This is a genomic window from Stenotrophomonas sp. YJH_SMC_64 (assembly GCF_059371375.1).
In genome coordinates this window covers 214,805-234,477 of the sequence record NZ_JCAFUN010000004.1, presented here as the reverse complement: position 1 = coordinate 234,477, position 19,673 = coordinate 214,805, and the positions used below count along the sequence as shown (strand labels likewise).

At 68.1% G+C, this 19,673-nt stretch carries 13 protein-coding genes; 6 read left to right on the top strand and 7 right to left on the bottom strand.

The window, feature by feature from the left end; all coding sequences use genetic code 11:
• Positions 1 to 12 precede the first annotated feature (12 nt).
• A complete protein-coding gene (locus tag AC5P9L_RS05865) occupies positions 13 to 2,961 on the top strand; it encodes a TonB-dependent receptor (protein ID WP_279915895.1) in 2,949 nt (982 codons plus the stop codon).
• Between the two features lie 140 nt (positions 2,962 to 3,101).
• Here the strand turns inward: AC5P9L_RS05865 and AC5P9L_RS05860 are convergent, their stop codons facing one another.
• Together AC5P9L_RS05860 and AC5P9L_RS05855 are read right to left on the bottom strand one after the other, a co-directional pair.
• Complete coding sequence (locus AC5P9L_RS05860; RefSeq protein WP_005409978.1) at positions 3,102 to 3,425, bottom strand: DMT family transporter; 324 nt, start codon at positions 3,423 to 3,425, stop codon at positions 3,102 to 3,104.
• Positions 3,425 to 3,778 (bottom strand): SMR family transporter, encoded by a 354-nt coding sequence (locus AC5P9L_RS05855; protein WP_005409979.1) that lies wholly within the window; start codon positions 3,776 to 3,778, stop codon positions 3,425 to 3,427. Before AC5P9L_RS05855 ends, AC5P9L_RS05860 begins: the two co-directional genes overlap by 1 nt.
• 160 nt (positions 3,779 to 3,938) lie before the next feature.
• Here AC5P9L_RS05855 and AC5P9L_RS05850 point away from each other — a divergent pair, with 160 nt between their 5' ends.
• Positions 3,939 to 4,790, top strand: a complete 852-nt coding sequence (locus AC5P9L_RS05850; RefSeq protein WP_059034663.1) for a LysR family transcriptional regulator — start codon at positions 3,939 to 3,941, stop codon at positions 4,788 to 4,790.
• Between the two features lie 659 nt (positions 4,791 to 5,449).
• Here AC5P9L_RS05850 and AC5P9L_RS05845 read toward each other — a convergent pair.
• A complete protein-coding gene (locus tag AC5P9L_RS05845) occupies positions 5,450 to 6,370 on the bottom strand; it encodes a M14 family metallopeptidase (RefSeq protein WP_111196782.1) in 921 nt (306 codons plus the stop codon).
• 131 nt (positions 6,371 to 6,501) lie between these two features.
• Here AC5P9L_RS05845 and AC5P9L_RS05840 point away from each other — a divergent pair, with 131 nt between their 5' ends.
• From AC5P9L_RS05840 to AC5P9L_RS05830, 3 genes are all read left to right on the top strand, one after another.
• Positions 6,502 to 8,583 carry a TonB-dependent receptor family protein gene (locus tag AC5P9L_RS05840; protein ID WP_062606233.1) on the top strand — a complete coding sequence of 694 codons (2,082 nt, stop codon included), beginning with the start codon at positions 6,502 to 6,504 and terminating at the stop codon, positions 8,581 to 8,583.
• 62 nt (positions 8,584 to 8,645) lie between these two features.
• Complete coding sequence (locus AC5P9L_RS05835) at positions 8,646 to 10,418, top strand: chloride channel protein (protein WP_062606260.1); 1,773 nt, start codon at positions 8,646 to 8,648, stop codon at positions 10,416 to 10,418.
• A 127-nt stretch (positions 10,419 to 10,545) separates the two neighbouring features.
• Positions 10,546 to 11,262 carry an MgtC/SapB family protein gene (locus AC5P9L_RS05830; protein ID WP_005409984.1) on the top strand — a complete coding sequence of 239 codons (717 nt, stop codon included), beginning with the start codon at positions 10,546 to 10,548 and terminating at the stop codon, positions 11,260 to 11,262.
• A gap of 71 nt (positions 11,263 to 11,333) precedes the next feature.
• Here AC5P9L_RS05830 and AC5P9L_RS05825 read toward each other — a convergent pair whose 3' ends face one another.
• A complete protein-coding gene (locus AC5P9L_RS05825) occupies positions 11,334 to 11,741 on the bottom strand; it encodes a MerR family transcriptional regulator (RefSeq protein ID WP_111687405.1) in 408 nt (135 codons plus the stop codon).
• Positions 11,742 to 11,804: 63 nt separating this feature from the next.
• Here AC5P9L_RS05825 and AC5P9L_RS05820 point away from each other — a divergent pair, with 63 nt between their 5' ends.
• Positions 11,805 to 12,632, top strand: coding sequence for a class I SAM-dependent methyltransferase (locus tag AC5P9L_RS05820; protein ID WP_227416089.1), 828 nt, complete (start codon positions 11,805 to 11,807; stop codon positions 12,630 to 12,632).
• Positions 12,633 to 12,712: 80 nt separating this feature from the next.
• Here the strand turns inward: AC5P9L_RS05820 and AC5P9L_RS05815 are convergent, their stop codons facing one another.
• The 3 genes from AC5P9L_RS05815 to AC5P9L_RS05805 form a co-directional block, all read right to left on the bottom strand.
• A complete protein-coding gene (locus tag AC5P9L_RS05815; protein WP_019659952.1) occupies positions 12,713 to 13,003 on the bottom strand; it encodes a DUF6959 family protein in 291 nt (96 codons plus the stop codon).
• A gap of 119 nt (positions 13,004 to 13,122) precedes the next feature.
• Positions 13,123 to 13,959 carry an OmpA family protein gene (locus AC5P9L_RS05810; RefSeq protein ID WP_227416090.1) on the bottom strand — a complete coding sequence of 279 codons (837 nt, stop codon included), beginning with the start codon at positions 13,957 to 13,959 and terminating at the stop codon, positions 13,123 to 13,125.
• Between the two features lie 62 nt (positions 13,960 to 14,021).
• On the bottom strand, positions 14,022 to 19,550 hold the full coding sequence (locus AC5P9L_RS05805; protein ID WP_262101622.1) for an ESPR-type extended signal peptide-containing protein: 5,529 nt from the start codon (positions 19,548 to 19,550) through the stop codon (positions 14,022 to 14,024).
• Between the last annotated feature and the right edge of the window lie 123 nt (positions 19,551 to 19,673).

The window sequence follows — 19,673 nt, the reverse complement described above, 5'->3', positions numbered from 1 at the left end:
GTCGCCGCCCCCATGAAACTACCCTGCCCTTCCCCTCGCCCGCTTGCCATCGCGCTGTGCCTGGCCCTGGCCACGCCGTGCCTGTTGCCGGCCGCCGCCCACGCACAGGATGCTGCCGCCGCCGTTCGCTGGCAGATCCCGGCCGGTCCGCTCGACCAGGCCTTGACCGCGTTCGGTCAGCAGTCCGGCCTGTCCATCGCTGCCGATGCGCGCCTGACCCGCGGCCGGCACAGCGGTGGCGTGCAGGCCTCGCTCAACACCGAGGCCGCGCTGGCACAGCTGCTCACCGGCACCGGCCTTTCGTTCCAGCGTGATGCCAGCGGCGTGGTGCTGCAGGCCGCCCCGGCTACCGACGCCGGCGTACGCCAGATCGGCACCCTGCGCGTGGCCGGCCAGGCCAGCGAAGGTGCTTCGCCGTGGGGGCTTGCCGATGCCGATGCTGTCTACCGTGACAGCGGCTCGCGCGTGCACCTGGACCACCAGCAGCTGGAACGCTTCCGCGGCCAGTCGATCGGCGATGTGCTGGCCGGCGCAGTCGGCGTGCACACCGGAGACGTACGCAATGGCGGCGCGCTGGACGTCAACATCCGCGGCCTGCAGGGCCAGAACCGGGTGCCGGTGATCATCGACGGCGGCCAGCAGGCCATCGACGTGTACCGCGGCTATGCCGGCGTGCAGCAGCGCAGCTACCTGGACCCGGACCTGATCAGCGCGATCAGCATCGAGAAGGGACCGAGCCTGGCCGCCAATGCCGCCAGCGCGATCGGTGGCGTGGTCTACATGGAAACGCTGAAGGCCGAGGACATACTCGATGACGGCCAGGCCTGGGGACTGCGTGTGCGCGGCGGCGTGGCCGACAACAGCATCGACCGCACCCGCACCTTCAAGCAGATCGCGCGTGGCAGCGACAACCGCAACAGCCTGCGCGACCCGCGCGACTGGAACGGCAGCGTCGCCTTCGCCCAGCGCGGCGAAGACTGGCAGCTTGTCGCAGCCTACGCACGGCGCCGCCAGGGCAACTACTTCGCCGGCAGCAACGGCGCCCACCGCTACGAGGACCAGCACCTGTCCAGCGGCGGTACCGGCATGTCCAGCCAGGCCGTTTCCAAGCTGTACCACCCGGGCGATGAAGTCCTGAACACGCACACCGACAACGAATCGGCGCTGCTGAAGTTCACCTGGACGCCCAACCCGGACCAGCGCCTGGAGCTGAGCCACCGCTTCTTCAACTCCAGCTTCGGCGAAATCATGCCGTCGGCGATCGGCCGCGTGGGTGAGTCCAACCAGTGGGTGACCTACGTGGACAAGGCCAACACGATGTTCCAGTTCGAGCCCGGGAAGATGCGGGTCAACGCCACTTCGCTGCGCCATCGTTACCGCCCCGAGGCGCACCCGTGGCTGGACCTGAGCAGCACGCTGTGGTTCACCACCGCCACCAGCCGCATGTTCAACAGCAATATCGCCAACACGCCGCTGTTCAAGGACGTGCCCAACGACCAGATGCCCGACACGCTGGGCGAGACCTACGGCCCGGGCCTGCAGTCGGACGTGAAGACCCGGCGCTGGGGCCTGGACAGCAGCAACACCACCCGCTTCAGCAACGATCTGGGCGACTGGACGCTGCGCTATGGCGCGTCCTTCCAGCACGAAGACACCGCACCGAACTCACCGGTGCTGCCGGTGGACTACAACAACAACCGTTACCTGCGATCGGGCACGCGCCGCGAGGCCAGCGTGGTGGCGTCGTTGCAATGGCAGCCGTGGGACTGGCTGTCGCTGACCGCAGGCGGCCGCTTCATCGACTACCGCACCCGCGACCGCAACCGCGTGGCCTTCGTCAGTGAATCGCGCGACCTGCGCTACACCTTCGCGCGCCTGAGCAAGGGTGGCCAGCTGCTGCCGGGCTGGTACAAGGAGTGGTACCCGGATGCACAGGGCAACTACACGTATGACTCGCTGCGCGCCACGCCGTACGGCGACAGCACGCTGGGCCAGAGCTACGATTTCGACGGATTCATCCGCGATCCGCGTGGTGCCAATGGCTTCTACACCAAGCAGATTCCCACCGCCTGGGGCTACAAGCCGGCGATCCGGCGCTCGGGCCACGGCTTCGCACCCTATGCCGAGGCGCGCTTCAACCTCGACGCAGACACGTTCTTCTACGTGAAGTACGCGCAGGGCTGGAAGATGCCCAGCCTGTTCGAATCGACGCTGGGCAACAGCACCTCGGCGCCGGTGGCCGACCTGAAGCCGGAAAAGAACCGCTCCTGGGACATCGGCTTCAGCCTGCTCAAGCAGGACCTGTGGCGCGACGGTGACCGGCTGGCGTTCAAGGTGGCCTGGTTCAAGAACGATATCGACAACGCCATCACCCGCCGCTTCGATTCCAGCAACTGGGCCTTCCATGTCGACAACGTCGACAACTACACGGTGTCGGGCTACGAGCTGCAGTCCGGCTATGACGCCGGCATCGCCTACCTGGACCTGTCGGCCAGCTATTACCAGCGCGCGCGCACCTGCGATGCGGCCACTGCCAAACGCCTGCGCGAAGACCCGTATGCGAAGTGGAGCAAGCTGGACACCACACCGGACTGCGTGGACGGCGGCTTCGGCACCTCGTTCGTCAACGCGCAGAACCCGCCGAAGTACTCGATCCACAGCACGCTGGGCGTCTGCCTGTTCGACAAGCGATTGGATACCGGCATCCGCCGCACCTACAACAGCGGCCCCACCCATGAACTGGACAAGCCCTGGAACACCACCGGCTCGACCGGCCTGCAGAACATCTACCTGCCGACCGCGATCTATGACTTCTATGCGCGCTGGCAGTTCACCCCGAAGGCCGAAGTGGAACTGGTGGTCAGCAACCTGCGCAACACCTATTACATGGACACGCTGGCGATGAGCCTGATGCCGGGCCCGGGCCGCACCACGCGGCTGAACTTCACCGCACGGTTCTAACTGCTGCAGAAACAGCAACGCCCCGGAGAGATCCTTCGGGGCGCTTGCCTGCGGCGGCTCACGCTCTGGCAGGCGCCAACCTTGGTTGGCACAGCGCTTCCGCACCGGTAGATGCCAACCTTGGTTGGCACGGCGACGCGCTACTTCGCGGTACTCAGCAGCAGCACCGCGACGGTCACCAATGCGATGCCGACCCAACCGATCGGACGCAGGCGATTGCCGAACAGCAGGCGGCCGCAGGTGGCGGTACCGATCACGCCGATCGCCCCCCACATTGCATAGGCGGTGGCCAGGTCCATGTAACGCACGGCCTGGCCCAGCAGGGCAAAGGCGATCCAGACCATGACGATGGCTCCAACGCCCCAGCGCCAGCGGCGGAAGCCCTCCGACTTGGCCACCATCATGTTGGCGGCGACGTCGATCAGCGCCGAACAGATCACGAAAAACAGGGCCAGGGTGTTCATCAGTGTGCCTCCCCGAGAGTGACGCAGACGATGCCGACCACCGCCAGCACCAGGCCGGCCAGCTGCTGCAGCGACAGGCTTTCACCGAAGACGGTGAGGCCGACCACGGTCAGCAGGGTCAGGCCCAGGCCTTCCCATACCGCGTAGGCCACGCCCACCGCGATGCGGCGCACCGACTGCGCCAGGAAGAAGTAGGACAGCGCCAGCGCGCCGGCCATGACCAGATAGCCGGTCCAGCCGCCATCGCGGGCGGCGTGGGCCATGAACGAGGTGCCGACCACTTCGGCGACGATCGCCACGGTCAGGCAGGCCCAGGCGACCAGCGCGCCACGGGCGGGAACAGTACGGGACATGTGAAGCTCCTTGCAGGGCGGGGACCACGCCGCCTCATCAATGGATCCACGCCGGGCGTGGAGGGTCCGGAACGCCCCGCAGACAGGGGCGACGGCGGCCAGTATCATCGCCTTTTACGGTGGAATCAAAATGGATTCCATCGACAGGAGCGATGGATATATGCCCTACTCCCCTGAATCCCTGCAGGCCTTCGTGGAAGCCGCGGCGCTGGGCTCGTTCTCGGCCGCCGCGCGACGCCTGCGCAAGACCCAGTCGACAGTCAGTACCGCCATTGCCCACCTGGAAACCGACCTGGGCGTGAGTCTGTTCGATCGCAGCGGGCGCTACCCGCAGCTGACCGAGGCCGGGCGACAGGTACTTGGCCACGCGCAGGAGATCCTGGCTGCCGATGCGCGCCTGCAACAGTTGAGCGTGCGCCTGGCCGCACCGGTCGAAGCGCGACTGACCGTGGTGTTCTCCGATGTCTATCAGCTCGATCCCGAACAGCGGATCCTGCAGCGCTTCTCCGAGGCGTTCCCGGAGATCGAACTGGAATGGCTGGATGCGGAGGGTGAGGACGTGCTGGAGCTGGTCGGAAGCGGCCGCGCCGCACTGGGCCTGCTGCCGCGACAGGAACACTATCCGGATGGCCTGATGGCCCGGCCGCTGGCCCATCACAGCGAACTGTCGGTATACGTGGCGCGCGAACATCCGCTGGCCAGCGCCGGGCGTCGCGCCGCAGCACAACTGGCGCGGCATCGGCAGGTGCGCCTGAGCGCGGAAGTCGATCAATCGCGCGTGGTCACCGGCCTGGCCTGGACCGCCACCGACTACCTGATGGTGATGGAGATGGCCGAGGACGGCATCGGCTGGGCCGAGCTGCCCCGCGCGCTGGTGCAACGCTACGACCGCGGGCAACTGGTGGAACTGACCCTGCCCGGGTGGCCGCGCCGCATCCACAGCGACCTGCTGTGGCGCCGCGACACGCCTCCCGGACCGGCCGCACTATGGTGGGCCGACGCGCTTGGATGAGGTAGTGCCGGCCGCTGGCCGGCAATCCCAGTGTCCCGTGGTTGCCGGCCAGCGCCCGGCACTACCGATCAATGATGGGCGAGCGCGTAATCCAGCGCCGAGCACACCGCCGCCACCTGTGCGTCGTTGCACTGCTGTGGCGTCGCGACACCCCGCCGGGACCGGCCGCACTGTGGTGGGCCGACGCGCTTGGATGAGGTAGTGCCGGGCGCTGGCCGGCAATCCCAGTGTCCCGTGGTTGCCGACCAGCGGCCGGCACTGCCGATCAACGATGGGCGAGCGCGTAGTCCAGCGCTGAGCACACCGCCGCCAAATGCGCGTCGTTGCACTGCTGTGGCGTCGCGACATGCCGCCGGGACCGGCCGCACTGTGGTGGGCCGACGCGCTTGGATGAGGTAGTGCCGGGCGCTGGCCGGCAATCCCAGTGTCCCGTGGTTGCCGGCCAGCGGCCGGCACTACCGATCAATGATGGGCGAGCGCGTAATCCAGCGCCGAGCACACCGCCGCCACCTGCGCGTCGTTGCACTGCTGTGGCGTCGCGACACCCCGCCGGGACCGGCCGCACTGTGGTGGGTCGACGCGCTTGGATGAGGTAGTGCCGGGCGCTGGCCGGCAATCCCAGTGTCCCGTGGTTGCCGGCCAGCGGCCGGCACTGCCGATCAACGATGGGCGAGCGCGTAATCCAGCGCCGAGCACACCGCCGCCGCCTGCGCGTCGTTGCACTGCTGCGGGGTTGCCCGCGGGCTGTCCGGGTAGACCTCGGTGGTGGTGGTGTACTTCGCGCCGGTAATGCCGGCGCACAGGCCCAGCTTCACCAACGGGTACTCGATCACGCCATGGGCCACCACCGGCGAACCGATGATCTCGCCCTTGTCGTCGGCCGGCGCGATGTGGGTGACCTTCTCCACCGCGGCGATGACCGCCTGCTGGAAGGCCGGTTGTGGGTTCTCGCTGTCGTCCACCAGGTAGAACCCATCGGGAATCAGGCCCGGCTCGAACGGCTTGCCGTCACGCGCGGCCAGCGCCGGGCGGAACTCGCTCTCGTCGCTGTCTGTGGTTTCGTGCAGGTCGATGTGCAGCACGAACTGGCCCTTGTACGGCGCGATCAGTTCGATGACGGCGGTCGATTCGCGGGCCGGGCCGTCGGCCCGGAAGTTGCGGTTCGGGTCGATCGCATCGAAGTTCCAGCGGTTGATGCGCTCGAAGCCCCACGGATTCACGCACGGCGTCACCAGCAGGTTGACCTTGCCGGCATAGTCGGCGGCGTGCTTTTCGAGGAACTCCAGCGCGCCCATCACGCCGCTGGTCTCATAGCCGTGCACGCCACCGGTGACCAGGGCAGCCGGCAGCGCCGGGTTCCAGTCGCGGCTGCGCAGGGCGAACAAGGTGTAGGTTTCGCCCGCGTAGTCGAGCTGGCCGTAGGCCACCTTGTCAAAGCGCGAAGCCAACGCCTCGATGCGCGGCAGCACCTCTTCGTCATAGCGACGCAGGCGCTGCTGGCGGCCACGCCACGCCTCCCGCTCCGCCGCTCCCCACGGCTGGCCAGGGGTTCCGACGGGGTAGAAGGCAGCTTGGGACATGGCGGATCTCAGCGGGTCAGGAAGCAATCGCCCACTCTACCACCGGGGCATCGGCATGAACCGGAGGCACATTCCAATAGCGAATGGAATCAGCAATAATTCTCATTTACGACCTTCCACAACTCGCACCGATGCCCATCCACGCCCTGCAACCGGCCCGCCTGCCCCTGGCTGCCGCCCTCGCCCTGTGCCTGCTCCCGGCCACCCGTGCCTTCGCCCAGGACGGCGCCACCACGCTGGACAGCATCCAGGTTTCCGGCAGCTGGCTGGGCACCGGCCTGCATGACAGCGTCAAGAGCTTCGCCGGCGCGCGCACGGTGGTCGACCGCCAGCGCATCGAGGCCAGCGGCGCGGCCAGCATCGGCGATGCCATGCGCCGCATCCCCGGCGTGCAGGTCACCGACAACTCCGGCACGGCCGGCAGCTCGGTCTCGCTGAACATCGGCGTGCGCGGCCTGACCGGGCGCTACTCGCCGCGCTCGACCGTACTGCTGGACGGCGTGCCGCTGGCGGTGGCGCCGTATGGCCAGCCACAGCTGTCGTTCGCACCGACCAGCCTGTCCAACATCGAATCGATCGACGTGGTGCGCGGCGGCGGCGCGGTGCGCTACGGCCCACAGAACGTGGGCGGCATCATCAACTTCAGCACCCGCGCCATTCCGACCGGCGCGGGCCTGCACGGCGAAGCGGGTGTGCGCTACAGCGCCTACGACCATGGCGGCGGTGACAGCACCCAGTACAACGCCTTCCTCGGCGGCACCGGCGGCAACGGCCTCGGCGCGGCGCTGCTCTACTCGGGCCAGGACGGGCGCGGCTGGCGCCAGGGCAGCGATGACCGCTTCAACGACCTCGCGCTGAAGTTCGCCTATGCCATCGACGAACAGCAGGAACTGCGCGCCAAACTGTCCTACTACGATGTGCGTTCGCTGACCCCGGGCGGCCTGACCCGCGCCCAGTACCAGGCCGATCCGTTCCAGAACACCCGCCCCACCGATTTCTGGAAGGGCCACCGCACCGGCATCGACCTGGGCTACACCAACACGCTGTCGGCCAACAGCGAGTTCGAGGTGCTGGCCTATTACAACGAAAGCAGCCGCGCCAGCTCGCTGATCAACGCCGCCAACACCCAGCTGACCGTGCAGCCGCGTGACTACCGCGTGCTCGGCATCGAGCCGCGCTACACCCAGCGCCTGCACTGGGGCGCCAGCGTGCACGACATCACCGCCGGCTACCGCTTCCTGCGCGAACGTGGCAACGACCGCAGCTACACCGTCACCCGCCGCACCGGCGTAGCCAGCGCCACCAACCGCTTCGACAATGCCACCGACGCCCACGCGTTCTACATCGACGACCGCATTGCGATCGGCCAGTGGCGGATCACCCCGGGCGTGCGCATGGAATGGATCGACATGGACCGCCGCCAGGCCGGTGGCACGGCGACCTTCAGCAGCCGCAACGACAAGGCCCTGCCCTCGCTCAACATCGCCTACCTGCTGACCCCGCAGCTGACCGTGTTCGGCAACTACACCACCTCGTTCGGGCCGGTGCAGAACATCCAGCTGAATTCGCAGACCGCCAGCAATCCGCTGAACCCGGAAGTTGCAAAGACCACCGAACTCGGTGCGCGCTGGCAGGACGGTGCACTGCGCGCGGAAGTAACCGTGTTCAAGATGCGCTTCGACAACCAGATCCTGCAGGTGCCGGGGATCACTCCGCCGACTTTCCAGAACATCGGCGCCACCGATCACAAGGGTGTGGAGAGCGCACTGGAATACCGCTTCGCCGAGGACAGCGCGCTGGCCGGGCTGGAGCTGTACGCCAACTACACCTGGACCAAGGCGATCCAGCAGTCCGGCGACAACCGTGGCCTGGACGTGCCCTTCTACGCGCGCGACACCGACAGCGTCGGCGCCCGCTACGCACTGGCCGGCTGGACCTTCAATGTCTCCAGCACCCACCAGAGCGGCCAGTACGCCGACGCCGCCAACACCTGGGCCGAGAGCGCCGATGCGCGCGTGGGCCGCGTGCCGGGTGTTCGCCTGTGGAACGCGCAGGTGGCCTGGCAGGTGCCGGGACTGGGTGACAGCGAGATCGCCCTGGGCGTGAACAACCTGGCCGACAAGCGCTGGTACACCCGCAACGTCGATGGCAACGCCGGCCGCATGGTGGCCGCGCCGCGTACCTTCTACGTGCAGGGCCACTACCGCTTCTGAAGCGGTAATCGCCCGATGCAGTGACGGTGGCGATCACGGTGGCGGCGTATCATGCCGCCACCATGTCACTGCCTGTTTCGTCATCGCGCCTGCACTCAGCTTTCCAGGGCCTGCGCCTGCGGCTGCGCGGCAGTGATCTGTGGTTCATCGCACTGGCGTTGCTGGTCGGACTGATCGCCGGCTACCTGACCCTGCTGCAGTCGGGCATCGCGCGCTGGTTGCAGGGCACGCTGTATGGGCTGGACGAAGGCATGCGCCTGAGCTCCCTGCCCTCGCTGACCTGGACCGCGCTGCTGGTGCTGCCACTGGGCGGCCTGCTGGTCGGCCTGGTCAGCCTGGCCGCGACGCGGCTTAAGCGCCCCCTGCTCGATGCGGTGGAAGCCAATGCCCTGCATGGCGGCCGCATGTCGATGCGCGACAATTTGATCGTGCTGACCCAGACACTGCTGTCCAATGGCTGCGGCGCCTCGGTCGGGTTGGAGGCTTCGTATACGCAGATGGGTGCCGGCAGCGGTTCGCAGCTGGGCCGGGTGATGCGCCTGCGTCGCAACGACGTGCGCATCCTGGTCGGTGCCGGTGCCGCCGGTGCCATCGCCGCCGCCTTCGGTGCGCCATTGGCTGGTGCGTTCTATGCCTTCGAAATCGTCATTGGCGCCTACACCCCGGCCGCACTGGCACCGGTGGCCGTCGCCGCGCTGGCCGGTGCGTTCGTGGCCGACCAGGCTGGCATCGAGGCCTACCTGCTGCCCGCTGCCTCGACCATCGACGTGCGCGCCGCCGACTACGCCATCTACGGCCTGCTCGGCTGCTGCTGCGCGATGGTCGGCATTGTCATCATGCGCCTGATCGCTTCGATCGAAGGCACGGTCAAGCGCAGTCCATTGCCGCTGTGGGGTCGCCCGGTGGTGGGCGGCCTGCTGCTGATCCCGCTGGCCCTGGCCAGCCCGCAGGTGCTCTCGTCCGGCCATGGCGCGCTGCACCTGGACCTGACTACCCACCTGCCGTTGATCTGGATCGGCGGCCTGCTGACCCTGAAGTGCCTGGCCTCCGGCATCTCTCTCGGGTTTGGTTTCCGTGGCGGCCTGTTCTTCGCCTCGCTGTTCATGGGCACCCTGGTCGGCGCCCTGTTCGCCGGCCTGCTGGCGATGGCCACCGGCGTGCCGGTGGTCGACGCCACGTCCGCCGCGCTGGCCGGCATGGCAGCGCTGGCCGCGGCGGTGGTCGGCGCGCCGATGACCATGGCCATGCTGGTGCTGGAAGGCACCCACGACTTCCTGCTGACCAGCGTGGTGATGAGTGCGGTGCTGGTGTCCAGCACGCTGGTGCGGCAGTGGTTCGGCTATTCGTTCTCGACCTGGCGCATGCACCTGCGCGGCGAGACCATCAAGAGCGCCCGCGACGTCGGCTGGGTGCAGAACCTCAACGCCGGCCGGCTGATGCGCAAGGGCGTGGCCACCGCGCCGGCCGATCTCGATGCCGCCGCGTTCCGCCAGCGCTTCCCGCTGGGTTCGGGCAGCCGGGTGATCCTGATCGACAGCGAAGGCCACTACGCCGGCATCGTGCAGATTCCGCGCGTCTACGGCGACGGCGTGAAGCCGGAGACCACGATTGGCGAGCTGGCCGAGAACCGAGATGTGTCGCTGCCGCCAGCAGCGGACGTGGTCAGCGTGATGCAGCGCTTCGACCAGACCCAGGCCGACGAACTGGCCGTGGTCGCCGCCGACGGCCAGGTGCTGGGCGTGGTCTCTGAAGCCTTCGTACGCAAGCGCTACGCCGAGGAACTGGACAAGCGCCAGCGCGAACTGATGGGCGAGCGCGTCGAGGACACCGACTGATCCCGCAAAAAGGGGACGGAGGGGATTAAGTCGTTTCTGGCACCTGACTAACCACGCGTGGCGTGGACCGCTGGAAATCCACGCGTGGTGTGGATCTACTGTCACCATGACCGGGTAGACTCCGGCCATGCGCTTCATTGAGACCTTCCAGGCCGGTCCCTTCGCCGACACCGTGGTGAGCCTGCTGGCCGCCTTCGTGCTGGGCACGCTGATCGGCGCCGAGCGCCAGTACCGGCAACGCACCGCCGGCCTGCGCACCAACGTGCTGGTCGCCGTCGGCGCCGCCGCCTTCGTCGACCTGGGCATGCGCATCGCCGGCAGCGCCGAGGCGGTGCGGGTGATCTCCTACGTGGTCTCCGGCGTCGGCTTCCTAGGTGCCGGCGTGATCATGAAGGAAGGCATGAACGTACGCGGCCTGAACACCGCCGCCACCCTGTGGTGCTCGGCGGCGGTGGGCAGCTGCACCGGCGCGGACATGCTGGCCGAAGGCGTGCTGCTGACCGTGCTGATCATCGCCGGCAACACCCTGCTGCGGCCGCTGGTGAATGCGATCAACCGTATCCCGATCAACGAGGCCGCCACCGAAGCGACCTACGAAGTGCGCCTGAGCGTGGATGCCGAAGCCGTGCCGCGGGTGCGCGAGCGTCTCGTCGATGCGCTGGAGGCTGCGCAGTATCCGGTCGGCGACGTGCAGGTGGTCGAGCATGCCGATGCACCCACCGATGTGATCGCGGTGCTGGTCAGTACCGCCGTGAGTGCCGATGAGCTGGATGTGGTGCTGGCGCGGATGGAACACGTGCCGGGCGTGCTGCACGCCACCTGGGAAGTCAGCACCCGCGATTGATTCATCCACGCATGGCGTGGATCTACCGAGGTCGTGGTGAAGTAGATCCACGCCATGCGTGGATGCTTCTCTCACCCACCCGCCATGCGCTGCTGTGCGCGCAGCAGCTTGCGGAATGAACCGCACTGCCGCGCGTCCTGCGCTTCCGGGCAGGCCGCCGCGCGCTGCAGGTGCCGGCGCACCCGCTGCAACTGGGTGATCTGCCGCTGCAGCACATCGGCCTGTGCCAGCAGCGCCTCACGGTCCAGCGAGATACATCCATGCTGCGGCGGCAGCGACAACCCGATCTGCTGCAGCGACAACCCGGCCGCCTGGCCAAGACCGATCAGCGCCAGCCGCTCCAACACCTGCTCGTCGTACTGCCGGCGCAGGCCGCGACGGCCCAGTGCCTGCAGCAGCCCAAGCTGTTCGTAGTAGCGCAGGGTCGAGGCCGGCACGCCACTGCGCTTGACCACCTCGCCGATATCCAGTTCACGCACGGGCTTGACCTCAAGTGACCTTCAAGCGCCAACCTATGGGCGACTTCCCCGCAAGGCAAGACCATGACCAGTACATTCCCCGTTGATCAGAACGCGCTGTGGAACGGCCCCGGCGGTCAGATCTGGGTTGCGCAGCAGGCCATCCTCGACGGCCTGTTCCAACCCCTGGCCGACCTGCTGGTCGACGAACTGCCCGACACCGTCACGCAACTGCTGGATGTAGGCTGCGGGACCGGTGCCAGCCTGCTGGCATCAGCCGCCGCACGCCCGTCGGCGCACTGCACCGGCCTGGACATCTCCGCGCCGATGCTGGCGCTGGCCCGTCAACGCGCCGAGGCGGCAGGACTGGACGCAGACTTCATCGTCGCCGACGCACAGCAGCATCCGTTGCCCACCGCGCACTTCGACTGGATCCAATCGCGGCTGGGTGTGATGTTCTTCGAAGACAGCCAGGCCGCCTTCGCCAACCTGCACCGTGCCGCGCGGCCGGGTGCCGGCCTGCGTTTCATCGCCTGGCGCAGCGCAGCGGAGAACCCGTTCATGACAACGGCCGAGCGCGCCATCGGCGACGCACTGGATCTTCCGCCCCGCGCGCCCGGCGCACCGGGCCAGTTCGCCTTTGCCGATGGCGAGCGCGTGCAGCACCTGCTGCAGGCCGCCGGCTGGAATGACGTGGAGGTTGTTGCGGTCGACCTGCCCTGCTCGCTCGCCCGCGAAGACCTGCCGACCTATGTCGGCCAGCTGGGTCCATTGGGCCTGGCGCTGCGCAATCTGCCCGAAGACCTGGCCACCTCGCTCCGGAACAAGGCGGTAGCGGCATTCACCCCGTTCATCGAGGGCGACCGCGTACGCGTGGATGCCGCCTGCTGGCTGGTCCGCGCCCGCGGCTAGGAAAAGGGGACGGAGGGGATTAAGTCGCTCTTGCCCCGAGTGTGCCGGAAACGACTTAATCCCCTCCGTCCCCTTTTTCCCTACAGCGCCTCGCCGGCGTCGGCCAGGCGCGATTCGATCAGCGCATACCACTGCTGCAGCACGTCGATCAGCATGTCCAGCTCGGCGTCGGTACGCTGTGCGCGGCCACTGCGCAGGCAGGCCTGGGCTTCCTGCAGCTGGGCCAGGAACCCGGCCACGGTGTCTGCCTGCAGGATCAACCCCGGCAGGCGCCGCCCGGGAATGCGCACCACGGCATGGTTGCCGAGCTGGCCGTACACGCTGAGTGTGGTTTCCGTCTTCATGGAAAGAGGCAGGAATTGAGCGTTCATCGCGGGCACCATGGAAAACCTGAGCCGCCGGCAGGCGTGGTCAACGGGGGAGACGTAACCACGTCCTGCCGACGGTCAGGGGACTCGGGATACCGGGGCATGGCCCCGGTGCGGGACTCTCAGCGCGGTTGGGCGATCCCAGCGATCTGCACGCGACGGTTCGGCGCCAGGCAGGCGATCAGCTCGCGCCGATTGCGCTGCTCGCACTGCACGATCGGCTCGGCTGCGCCCCGCCCTTCGGCGCTGATGCTGGCCGCAGGCACCCCGCCCTGCACCAGCGTGCTGCGTACGGCCTCGGCACGTCGCTGCGACAGGGTCTGGTTGTAGCTGGCACTGCCGATACGGTCGGTGTACCCGGTCACCCGGATCGACTGCACCTGCGCAGCCTCGCGCACCTGCGCCAGGATGCCCTGCACCGCCTGCAGGCCTTCGGCGCTGAGTACCGCGCTGTCGAATCCGAACAGGGCGTCGGCCGACAGCCGCAGGGGTTGCTCCGGCAGCGGTGCCGGTGCAGGCGGCGCCGGTGGCCGTGGCGGTTCGATCACCGCCGCGCACGATTCCGGCTTCCAGTAGCCCCCCTGGGCGATGCCCTTGCTGTCGAAGCGCACCTGGAACTGGCAGGTGAAATACTCCGCGCCCTGCGCGGTGCGGAAGTTGAACAGGTAGTTCCACTCGCGCACGCCCCACATGCCTTCGTTGAAGTGCGGCGTGCCCAGCAAGGTATACAGCTGCCGCTTGCTCATGCCCGGCGCGAATCTGCGCAGGTCGGCGACGTCGGGATAGATGCCCTCCTTCAACGAAGCCTTCGACGCCTCCGGGAACTTCACGGCGGTGATGTCGGCAGGACGGTCGGCGGCCGGCGCATGGCTGCGGCAGGCGGCCAGCAGGCCCATCCCCAGGACCAGGCCCAGCACTGCGGCCATCTGGCCGGTGCGGGCGATGCGATGCTGTTTCATGTCATTCCCCCCTTTGGACGTTTCCGCGATGCCGGGCCGCGCGTGCGGCCCGGCCGCGGGGATCACCACTGGATGCCGGCACCGACGGCCACACCGGCCTCGCCACGGCTGTTGGTGGAGCCGCTGAACTTGTAGATCCAGCGACCACCTTCAGAGACACCGGAGATACCGATCGCCACGCCCGACTCGCCGTTGTAGCTGCCAGCGGCGACCGAGGCCATGCTGCGGCCCGCTTCGCTGGGCTGCGGCAGCGCTGCGGTGGCCATCGCCGACGCGATACCGGCCGAGGCGCGGTTGTCGGTCTTGCGCAGGTCGCGCTCGAAGCCGCCCATGCGCTCGTCGGTGTACGCCTTCGACCAATCCAGGGTCTGCGCCATGCCCGACTTCAGCTGGTCCACGTTGACCGCGTCGGTACCGGCGGTGCCGGCGGCGACGTTGCGCACCGTGGTCGGGCCGCTGCTGGTGCTGCCCAGGGTGACGCTGTTGTAGTTGGTCGCACCGTTCACCGTGGTGTCGTAGCGGATCGTGCCCTGCTGCGAGGCCTGCAGCTGGCGTACGTTGACCGCATCGGTGGCCTGCGAGCCGTCGGCCACGTTGACCACCTGGCGTTCGGCACCAGCGGCACCCACCGAGACCGTGTTGGCCCGGTTCGCCACCGAACCCGCACCCAGCGCCACCGAGTTGTCGGCCTGCGCCTGCGAACCATTGCCCAGCGCGGTCGAGTTGGCGCCGGCTGCGGTTGAGCCTGCACCACCGGCGGCCGAGTTGGCACCGCTGGCGGACGGGTCGGCCAGGTTGTTGGTGTTGTTGGCGCGGAAGCTGCCGGCCACGTTGGTGATGTTCTGGATCTTCTGGTCGGTGTACTTCTTCGATTCGTCGATGGCGTAGTTCACGCCGTTCTTCAGCTGGCCGACATTGGTTGCGTCGTACGTATCGGAACCGTCGGCGACATGCGTGATCTTGCGCTCACTGCCAGTACTGCCGACCGAGACCTCACCGGCCGAGTTGCTGGCACCGGTCTGGCCGTAGGCACCGGTGTAGCCGCTCTGCGCACCGACGCTGGCCACCGAACCTGCACCCAGTGCCACGCTGTTGCCGGCACTGGCGCTGGCGCCGTTGCCGACCGCCACGCTGTTGGCACCGGCCGCACTGGCCTGCGGGCCGACCGCCACCGCCTCCGCCCCGGCCGCCGTTGCGGCCGCTGCCGTCGAGTTCACCGCCAGGTAGGCACTGCCACCGCCGCCGTTGGTGATGCGCTGGTTGAGGACCTTCAGCGAGCCGTCCACCGCAGTGAAGGCGGCGGTGACGTTGTTGTAGTCGCCGCTGGTGAAGGTGCCATCGGTGGCGATGCTGGAGATGCTGAACTTCGGCGCGGTCCACACGTTGGTGGTGCCGTTGTAGGCGGTGGTGCCACCGAAGTAGTTGGCGATGGTGCTGTTCGTGTTGAACAGCTGGTCGCCGGTGATGGCATCGCTGCTGCCGGCCAGGATGCTGCCGGCGGCGACGTTGGTGATCTTCACCGCGCCGGTGCCGGTGCCCGTCAGCGTCACGCTGTTGAGCACGTTGCCGCTGGCGTCGACGTCGTACTTCACGGCCAGCTTGTCGATCTCGCCGGTCTGGTCGGCAACGTTGGCCAGCGAATTGCTGACCGCGTCGAAGGCGGTACCGACGTCGTTGTAGTTGCCCTTGGTAATCGTGCCGTTGGCGGCCACGTTGTTGATCGAATAGGTCGGTGCGGTCAGCACGCCGCTGGCGTTGACCGCCGCGCCACCTCCGAGGTGGGTGGCAACGGCCTGGTTGGCCGCAAACAGCTGGGCACCGTTGATGGCCTCGCTGCTGGTGGCGCTGACCTGGCCCGGGCCCAGGTTGCGCAGCGTGGTGGCGGTGCCGCTCTGGCCCAGCGTGGCACTGGCGTAGTTGACGCTGCCGTCGCCGTTGAGGTCATAGCGCAGGGCGCCCTGCTCCGACGCCTGCAGCTGGCCCAGGTTGACCGCATCGGTCGCGGCGGTACCGGCGGCCATGTTGGTGACCTGGCGTTCGGCACCGGCCGCACCGATGGACACGCTGTTGGCACGGTCGGCCAGGCTGCCGGCACCCACCGCGATACTGTTGGCAGCGGTGGCGCGGGCGTTGGTACCGACCGCGATCGAGTCGGCGCCGGTGGCCAGCGCCTCGGTACCGGTCGAGTTCACCCGCAGGTACTTGGTGCCACCGTTGCGGATATCGGTGATCTGCGTGTTGAGATTGACCAGCGAGCCGTCGACCGCGGCGAAAGCATCAGTGGCGTTCTCATACAGGCCCTTGGCGATGGCGCCGCCGGTGGAGATGGTGCTGATCTCGAACAGCGGTGCAGTGAACGCGCCGCTGGCCGGATCGAAGGCCGCGCGGCCGCCGAAGAAGCTGGCGATGGCAGCATTGGTCGCCGCCAGCTGGCCGCCATTGACCGCTTCCAGGCTGCCGGTGGTGACCGCACCGCCGGCCAGGTTGCCGATGGTGGTGGTGCCGGTGCCCGCGCCAAGCGTGACACGACGGTAGTTCGGATTGCCGCCAGCATCCAGGTCGTAGGTGACGGCGGCATCGGCCACGCCGTTGATCAGGCTGATCGCGCCCTTCAGCTGGGCTACGTTGACCGCATCGGTGTTGACGCTACCGGCAGCCACGTTGGTGATCTGGCGCTCGCCACCACCGGCGGTGCCCACCGACACTTCGCCCGCCGAAACCTGCGGAGCAGTCAGGCCGTAAGCACTGTAGCTGGCCTGCGCGCCGCGCAGTGCGGCCGAGCGGTAGCCCAGTGCGACCGAGTTGGCCTGGTTGGAGGTGGCTTCAGCACCGAGCAGGGTCTGCCCGTTTGCGGTACCGACGGCACTGTCGCCGACGATCACCGAATGGCCCATGCGCGCAGCGTAGTCGGCGGTCGGCACACCGGTCGGATTGCTCGGGTCGTTGACCCCATCACCCGGGAAGGCGACGTTGGCATCGACCTTCGGCAATTCGTGCCGTGCATTGGCACCGATCACCACTTCCTTCGAACCGTTGGCGAAGGCGCCATCGCCCATCAGCACCTGGTAGTCCTGCGCGGCGTTCACGGCCCAGCACGAGATGTCAGCCAGGGCGACGTCCAGGCACTTGGCGGCCCACGCCGGCGAGTCCTTCGGCAGCAGCAGGCCCAGCAGGCCACCCGGATTGCCGTTGTTGATGTTGTAGATGTAGCTGTCGGAGGTGACGCCACCGATCAGGGTCAGGTGCGAGCTGCCACCGGTAGCGGCACCGCCCAGCCCGTTGAGGGTGCTGCCGACTGGCGACAGGTTGACCACCGGCAGGCCCAGCACATTGACCGTCGAGTAGGTCTGCATCACGTTGGCGTTGCTGAGCTTGAGGTTACCGTTGCTCAGGTAGCCGTTGCCACCGAACAGGCTGGTGGTGGTCGGGCCGATCAGCTGCCCCACATTGCCGACCAGGCCGCCGGTGCCGATGATCAGGCCCGCGTTCGGATCGGCCGGAGCCGGCGCCTTCGGGCTGGTGGGCGGGATCGCCGAGGGCTTGGTCAGGCCGAGGCCACCGAGCGTGCCGCCGACCAGGCCGCCGACCGCGCTGCCCAGATTGCCGAGGGTGCCATTGAGGTTGCCGTTGAGCAGGTTGCCCACGGCACTGCCGACGTTGCCGAGCGTGTTGCCCAGCAGGCCACCCAGGCCAGTGCCGGAGCCGGTGGCGCCATTGAGCAGACCGCCGACGGAACCGACGGTGTTGTTGAGCGTGCCGCCGACCGCAGTGCCGACGCTGCCAACCGTGCCGCCGACTGCGCCACCCACGCTGCCGACGGTGCCATTGAGGGCGCCGCCGACCGCACCACCGACGCTGCCTACGGCGCCGTTCAGTGCGCCGCCTACGGCGCCCACGGTGTTGTTGAGCGTGCCGCCCACGGCACCGCCGACGCTGCCGACCGTACCATTCAGGGCGCCGCCGACCGCACCACCGACGGTGCCCACGGCTCCGTTCAGTGCGCCGCCTACGGCGCCCACGGTGTTGTTGAGCGTGCCGCCTACGGCGCCGCCCACGCTGCCAACCGTGCCATTCAGGGCACCACCGACCGCACCACCGACGCTGCCTACGGCGCCGTTCAGTGCGCCGCCCACGGCGCCTACAGTGTTGTTGAGCGTGCCGCCCACGGCACCGCCGACGCTGCCTACGGTGCCATTCAGCGCGCCACCCACGGCGCCTACAGTGTTGTTGAGCGTGCCGCCTACGGCGCCGCCCACGCTGCCGACCGTGCCATTGAGGGCGCCGCCGACCGCACCACCGACGGTGCCTACGGCGCCGTTCAGTGCGCCGCCTACGGCGCCTACAGTGTTGTTGAGTGTGCCGCCTACGGCGCCGCCCACGCTGCCGACCGTGCCATTGAGGGCGCCGCCGACCGCACCACCGACGGTGCCTACGGTGCCGTTCAGTGCGCCGCCAACGGCGCCCACGGTGTTGTTGAGCGCGCCGCCCACGGCACTGCCGACGCTGCCGACCGTGCCATTGAGGGCTCCGCCGACCGCACCACCGACGCTGCCTACGGTGCCATTCAGTGCGCCACCCACGGCGCCTACAGTGTTGTTGAGCGTGCCGCCTACGGCGCCGCCCACGCTGCCCACCGTGCCATTGAGGGCACCACCGACCGCGCTGCCGACCGTACCGACGGTGCCGTTGAGCGCACCACCGACTGCATTGCCTGCGGCGCCGACCGCACTACCCACCAGCCCACCGACACCCAGCGCGCTGTTCTGCGCCGCAACCGTTGCCTGGCCGGCCAGTTTCAGATTGCGATCGGCAACCACTTCCTGGCCATTCGGCGCCTGCACGCGCACCTTGCCGGCAGCACCAGCATCGAATGCTGCGGTGATCGCGCGATCGTGGGTTTCTCCCGGCAATTCCTCCTTGGCGGGCAGCGTGATCGCCGCCGTCGCCTTTACCTGGCCCTGGGCGTCGATCTGGTGGCCTGCCACCTTCAGCTTCGAATCCAGCGCCCCATCCACAGAAGCCTTCAGACCCCGCAGTGCGCCCGCCGGCGCGCCGCTGATGCCGGCGGCCGCCTTTGCACCGGTATCGATTGATGCCACCTGCGCGCCGCCAAGAGCGATGTTGGCATTCGCTCGGACATCAGCGGCAAGCCTTGGCACGGCGACCTGCTTCGGCGCCGTGTTCGCGGCCAGCTTGACCTGCACGGAGGCCGGCAGCACGTGACGCACCACCGGCAGCGACGCGGTGCTCAACTGCAGGCCGACGCGCGCATCCGCGCTGATCGCCGGGCTGCTCTGGGCCTGGCTTGCGGCAGCCGCGAGGGCTACCTCGGCATCGACCTTGACTGGCATCGGCTGGGTGTACTTGGCTGCAAGAGCCTGCAGATCACGCAGCGACTGATTGGATTCGGATGCTCCCGCGTGGCCACTGGCCAGCACACACAGCAGTGCCAGGGCGAGCGTGGTGGGCATCAGCAGGAAGGCGCGCGGATCCCGCGCGGCGCTGCCGCCGCTGTCGCCGGTGGCCAGTTCCGAGGCCACAACCAGAGCATTGAGCTGGCGGTTCCATACACGCCGGTAGATGCGATTCATGAGCACTTCCCCCGTAGGCGAACAACTTGAATGTCAGTGGACTTGCCGTTAGGCAGGTGACTGACATTTCAGCGTTTGCAACGGTGGCTGCGCACTTCATTCCGGCACGGCAATCGCGCATTC

Excerpts from the sequence above, each read along its gene's own strand:
- AC5P9L_RS05865 (WP_279915895.1), top strand. The coding sequence starts at position 13 with ATGAAACTACCCTGCCCTTCCCCTCGCCCGCTTGCCATCGCGCTGTGC.
- AC5P9L_RS05860 (WP_005409978.1), bottom strand. The coding sequence starts at position 3,425 with ATGAACACCCTGGCCCTGTTTTTCGTGATCTGTTCGGCGCTGATCGAC.
- AC5P9L_RS05855 (WP_005409979.1), bottom strand. The coding sequence starts at position 3,778 with ATGTCCCGTACTGTTCCCGCCCGTGGCGCGCTGGTCGCCTGGGCCTGC.
- AC5P9L_RS05850 (WP_059034663.1), top strand. The coding sequence starts at position 3,939 with ATGCCCTACTCCCCTGAATCCCTGCAGGCCTTCGTGGAAGCCGCGGCG.
- AC5P9L_RS05845 (WP_111196782.1), bottom strand. The coding sequence starts at position 6,370 with ATGTCCCAAGCTGCCTTCTACCCCGTCGGAACCCCTGGCCAGCCGTGG.
- AC5P9L_RS05840 (WP_062606233.1), top strand. The coding sequence starts at position 6,502 with ATGCCCATCCACGCCCTGCAACCGGCCCGCCTGCCCCTGGCTGCCGCC.
- AC5P9L_RS05835 (WP_062606260.1), top strand. The coding sequence starts at position 8,646 with ATGTCACTGCCTGTTTCGTCATCGCGCCTGCACTCAGCTTTCCAGGGC.
- AC5P9L_RS05830 (WP_005409984.1), top strand. The coding sequence starts at position 10,546 with ATGCGCTTCATTGAGACCTTCCAGGCCGGTCCCTTCGCCGACACCGTG.
- AC5P9L_RS05820 (WP_227416089.1), top strand. The coding sequence starts at position 11,805 with ATGACCAGTACATTCCCCGTTGATCAGAACGCGCTGTGGAACGGCCCC.
- AC5P9L_RS05815 (WP_019659952.1), bottom strand. The coding sequence starts at position 13,003 with ATGAACGCTCAATTCCTGCCTCTTTCCATGAAGACGGAAACCACACTC.
- AC5P9L_RS05810 (WP_227416090.1), bottom strand. The coding sequence starts at position 13,959 with ATGAAACAGCATCGCATCGCCCGCACCGGCCAGATGGCCGCAGTGCTG.
- AC5P9L_RS05805 (WP_262101622.1), bottom strand. The coding sequence starts at position 19,550 with ATGAATCGCATCTACCGGCGTGTATGGAACCGCCAGCTCAATGCTCTG.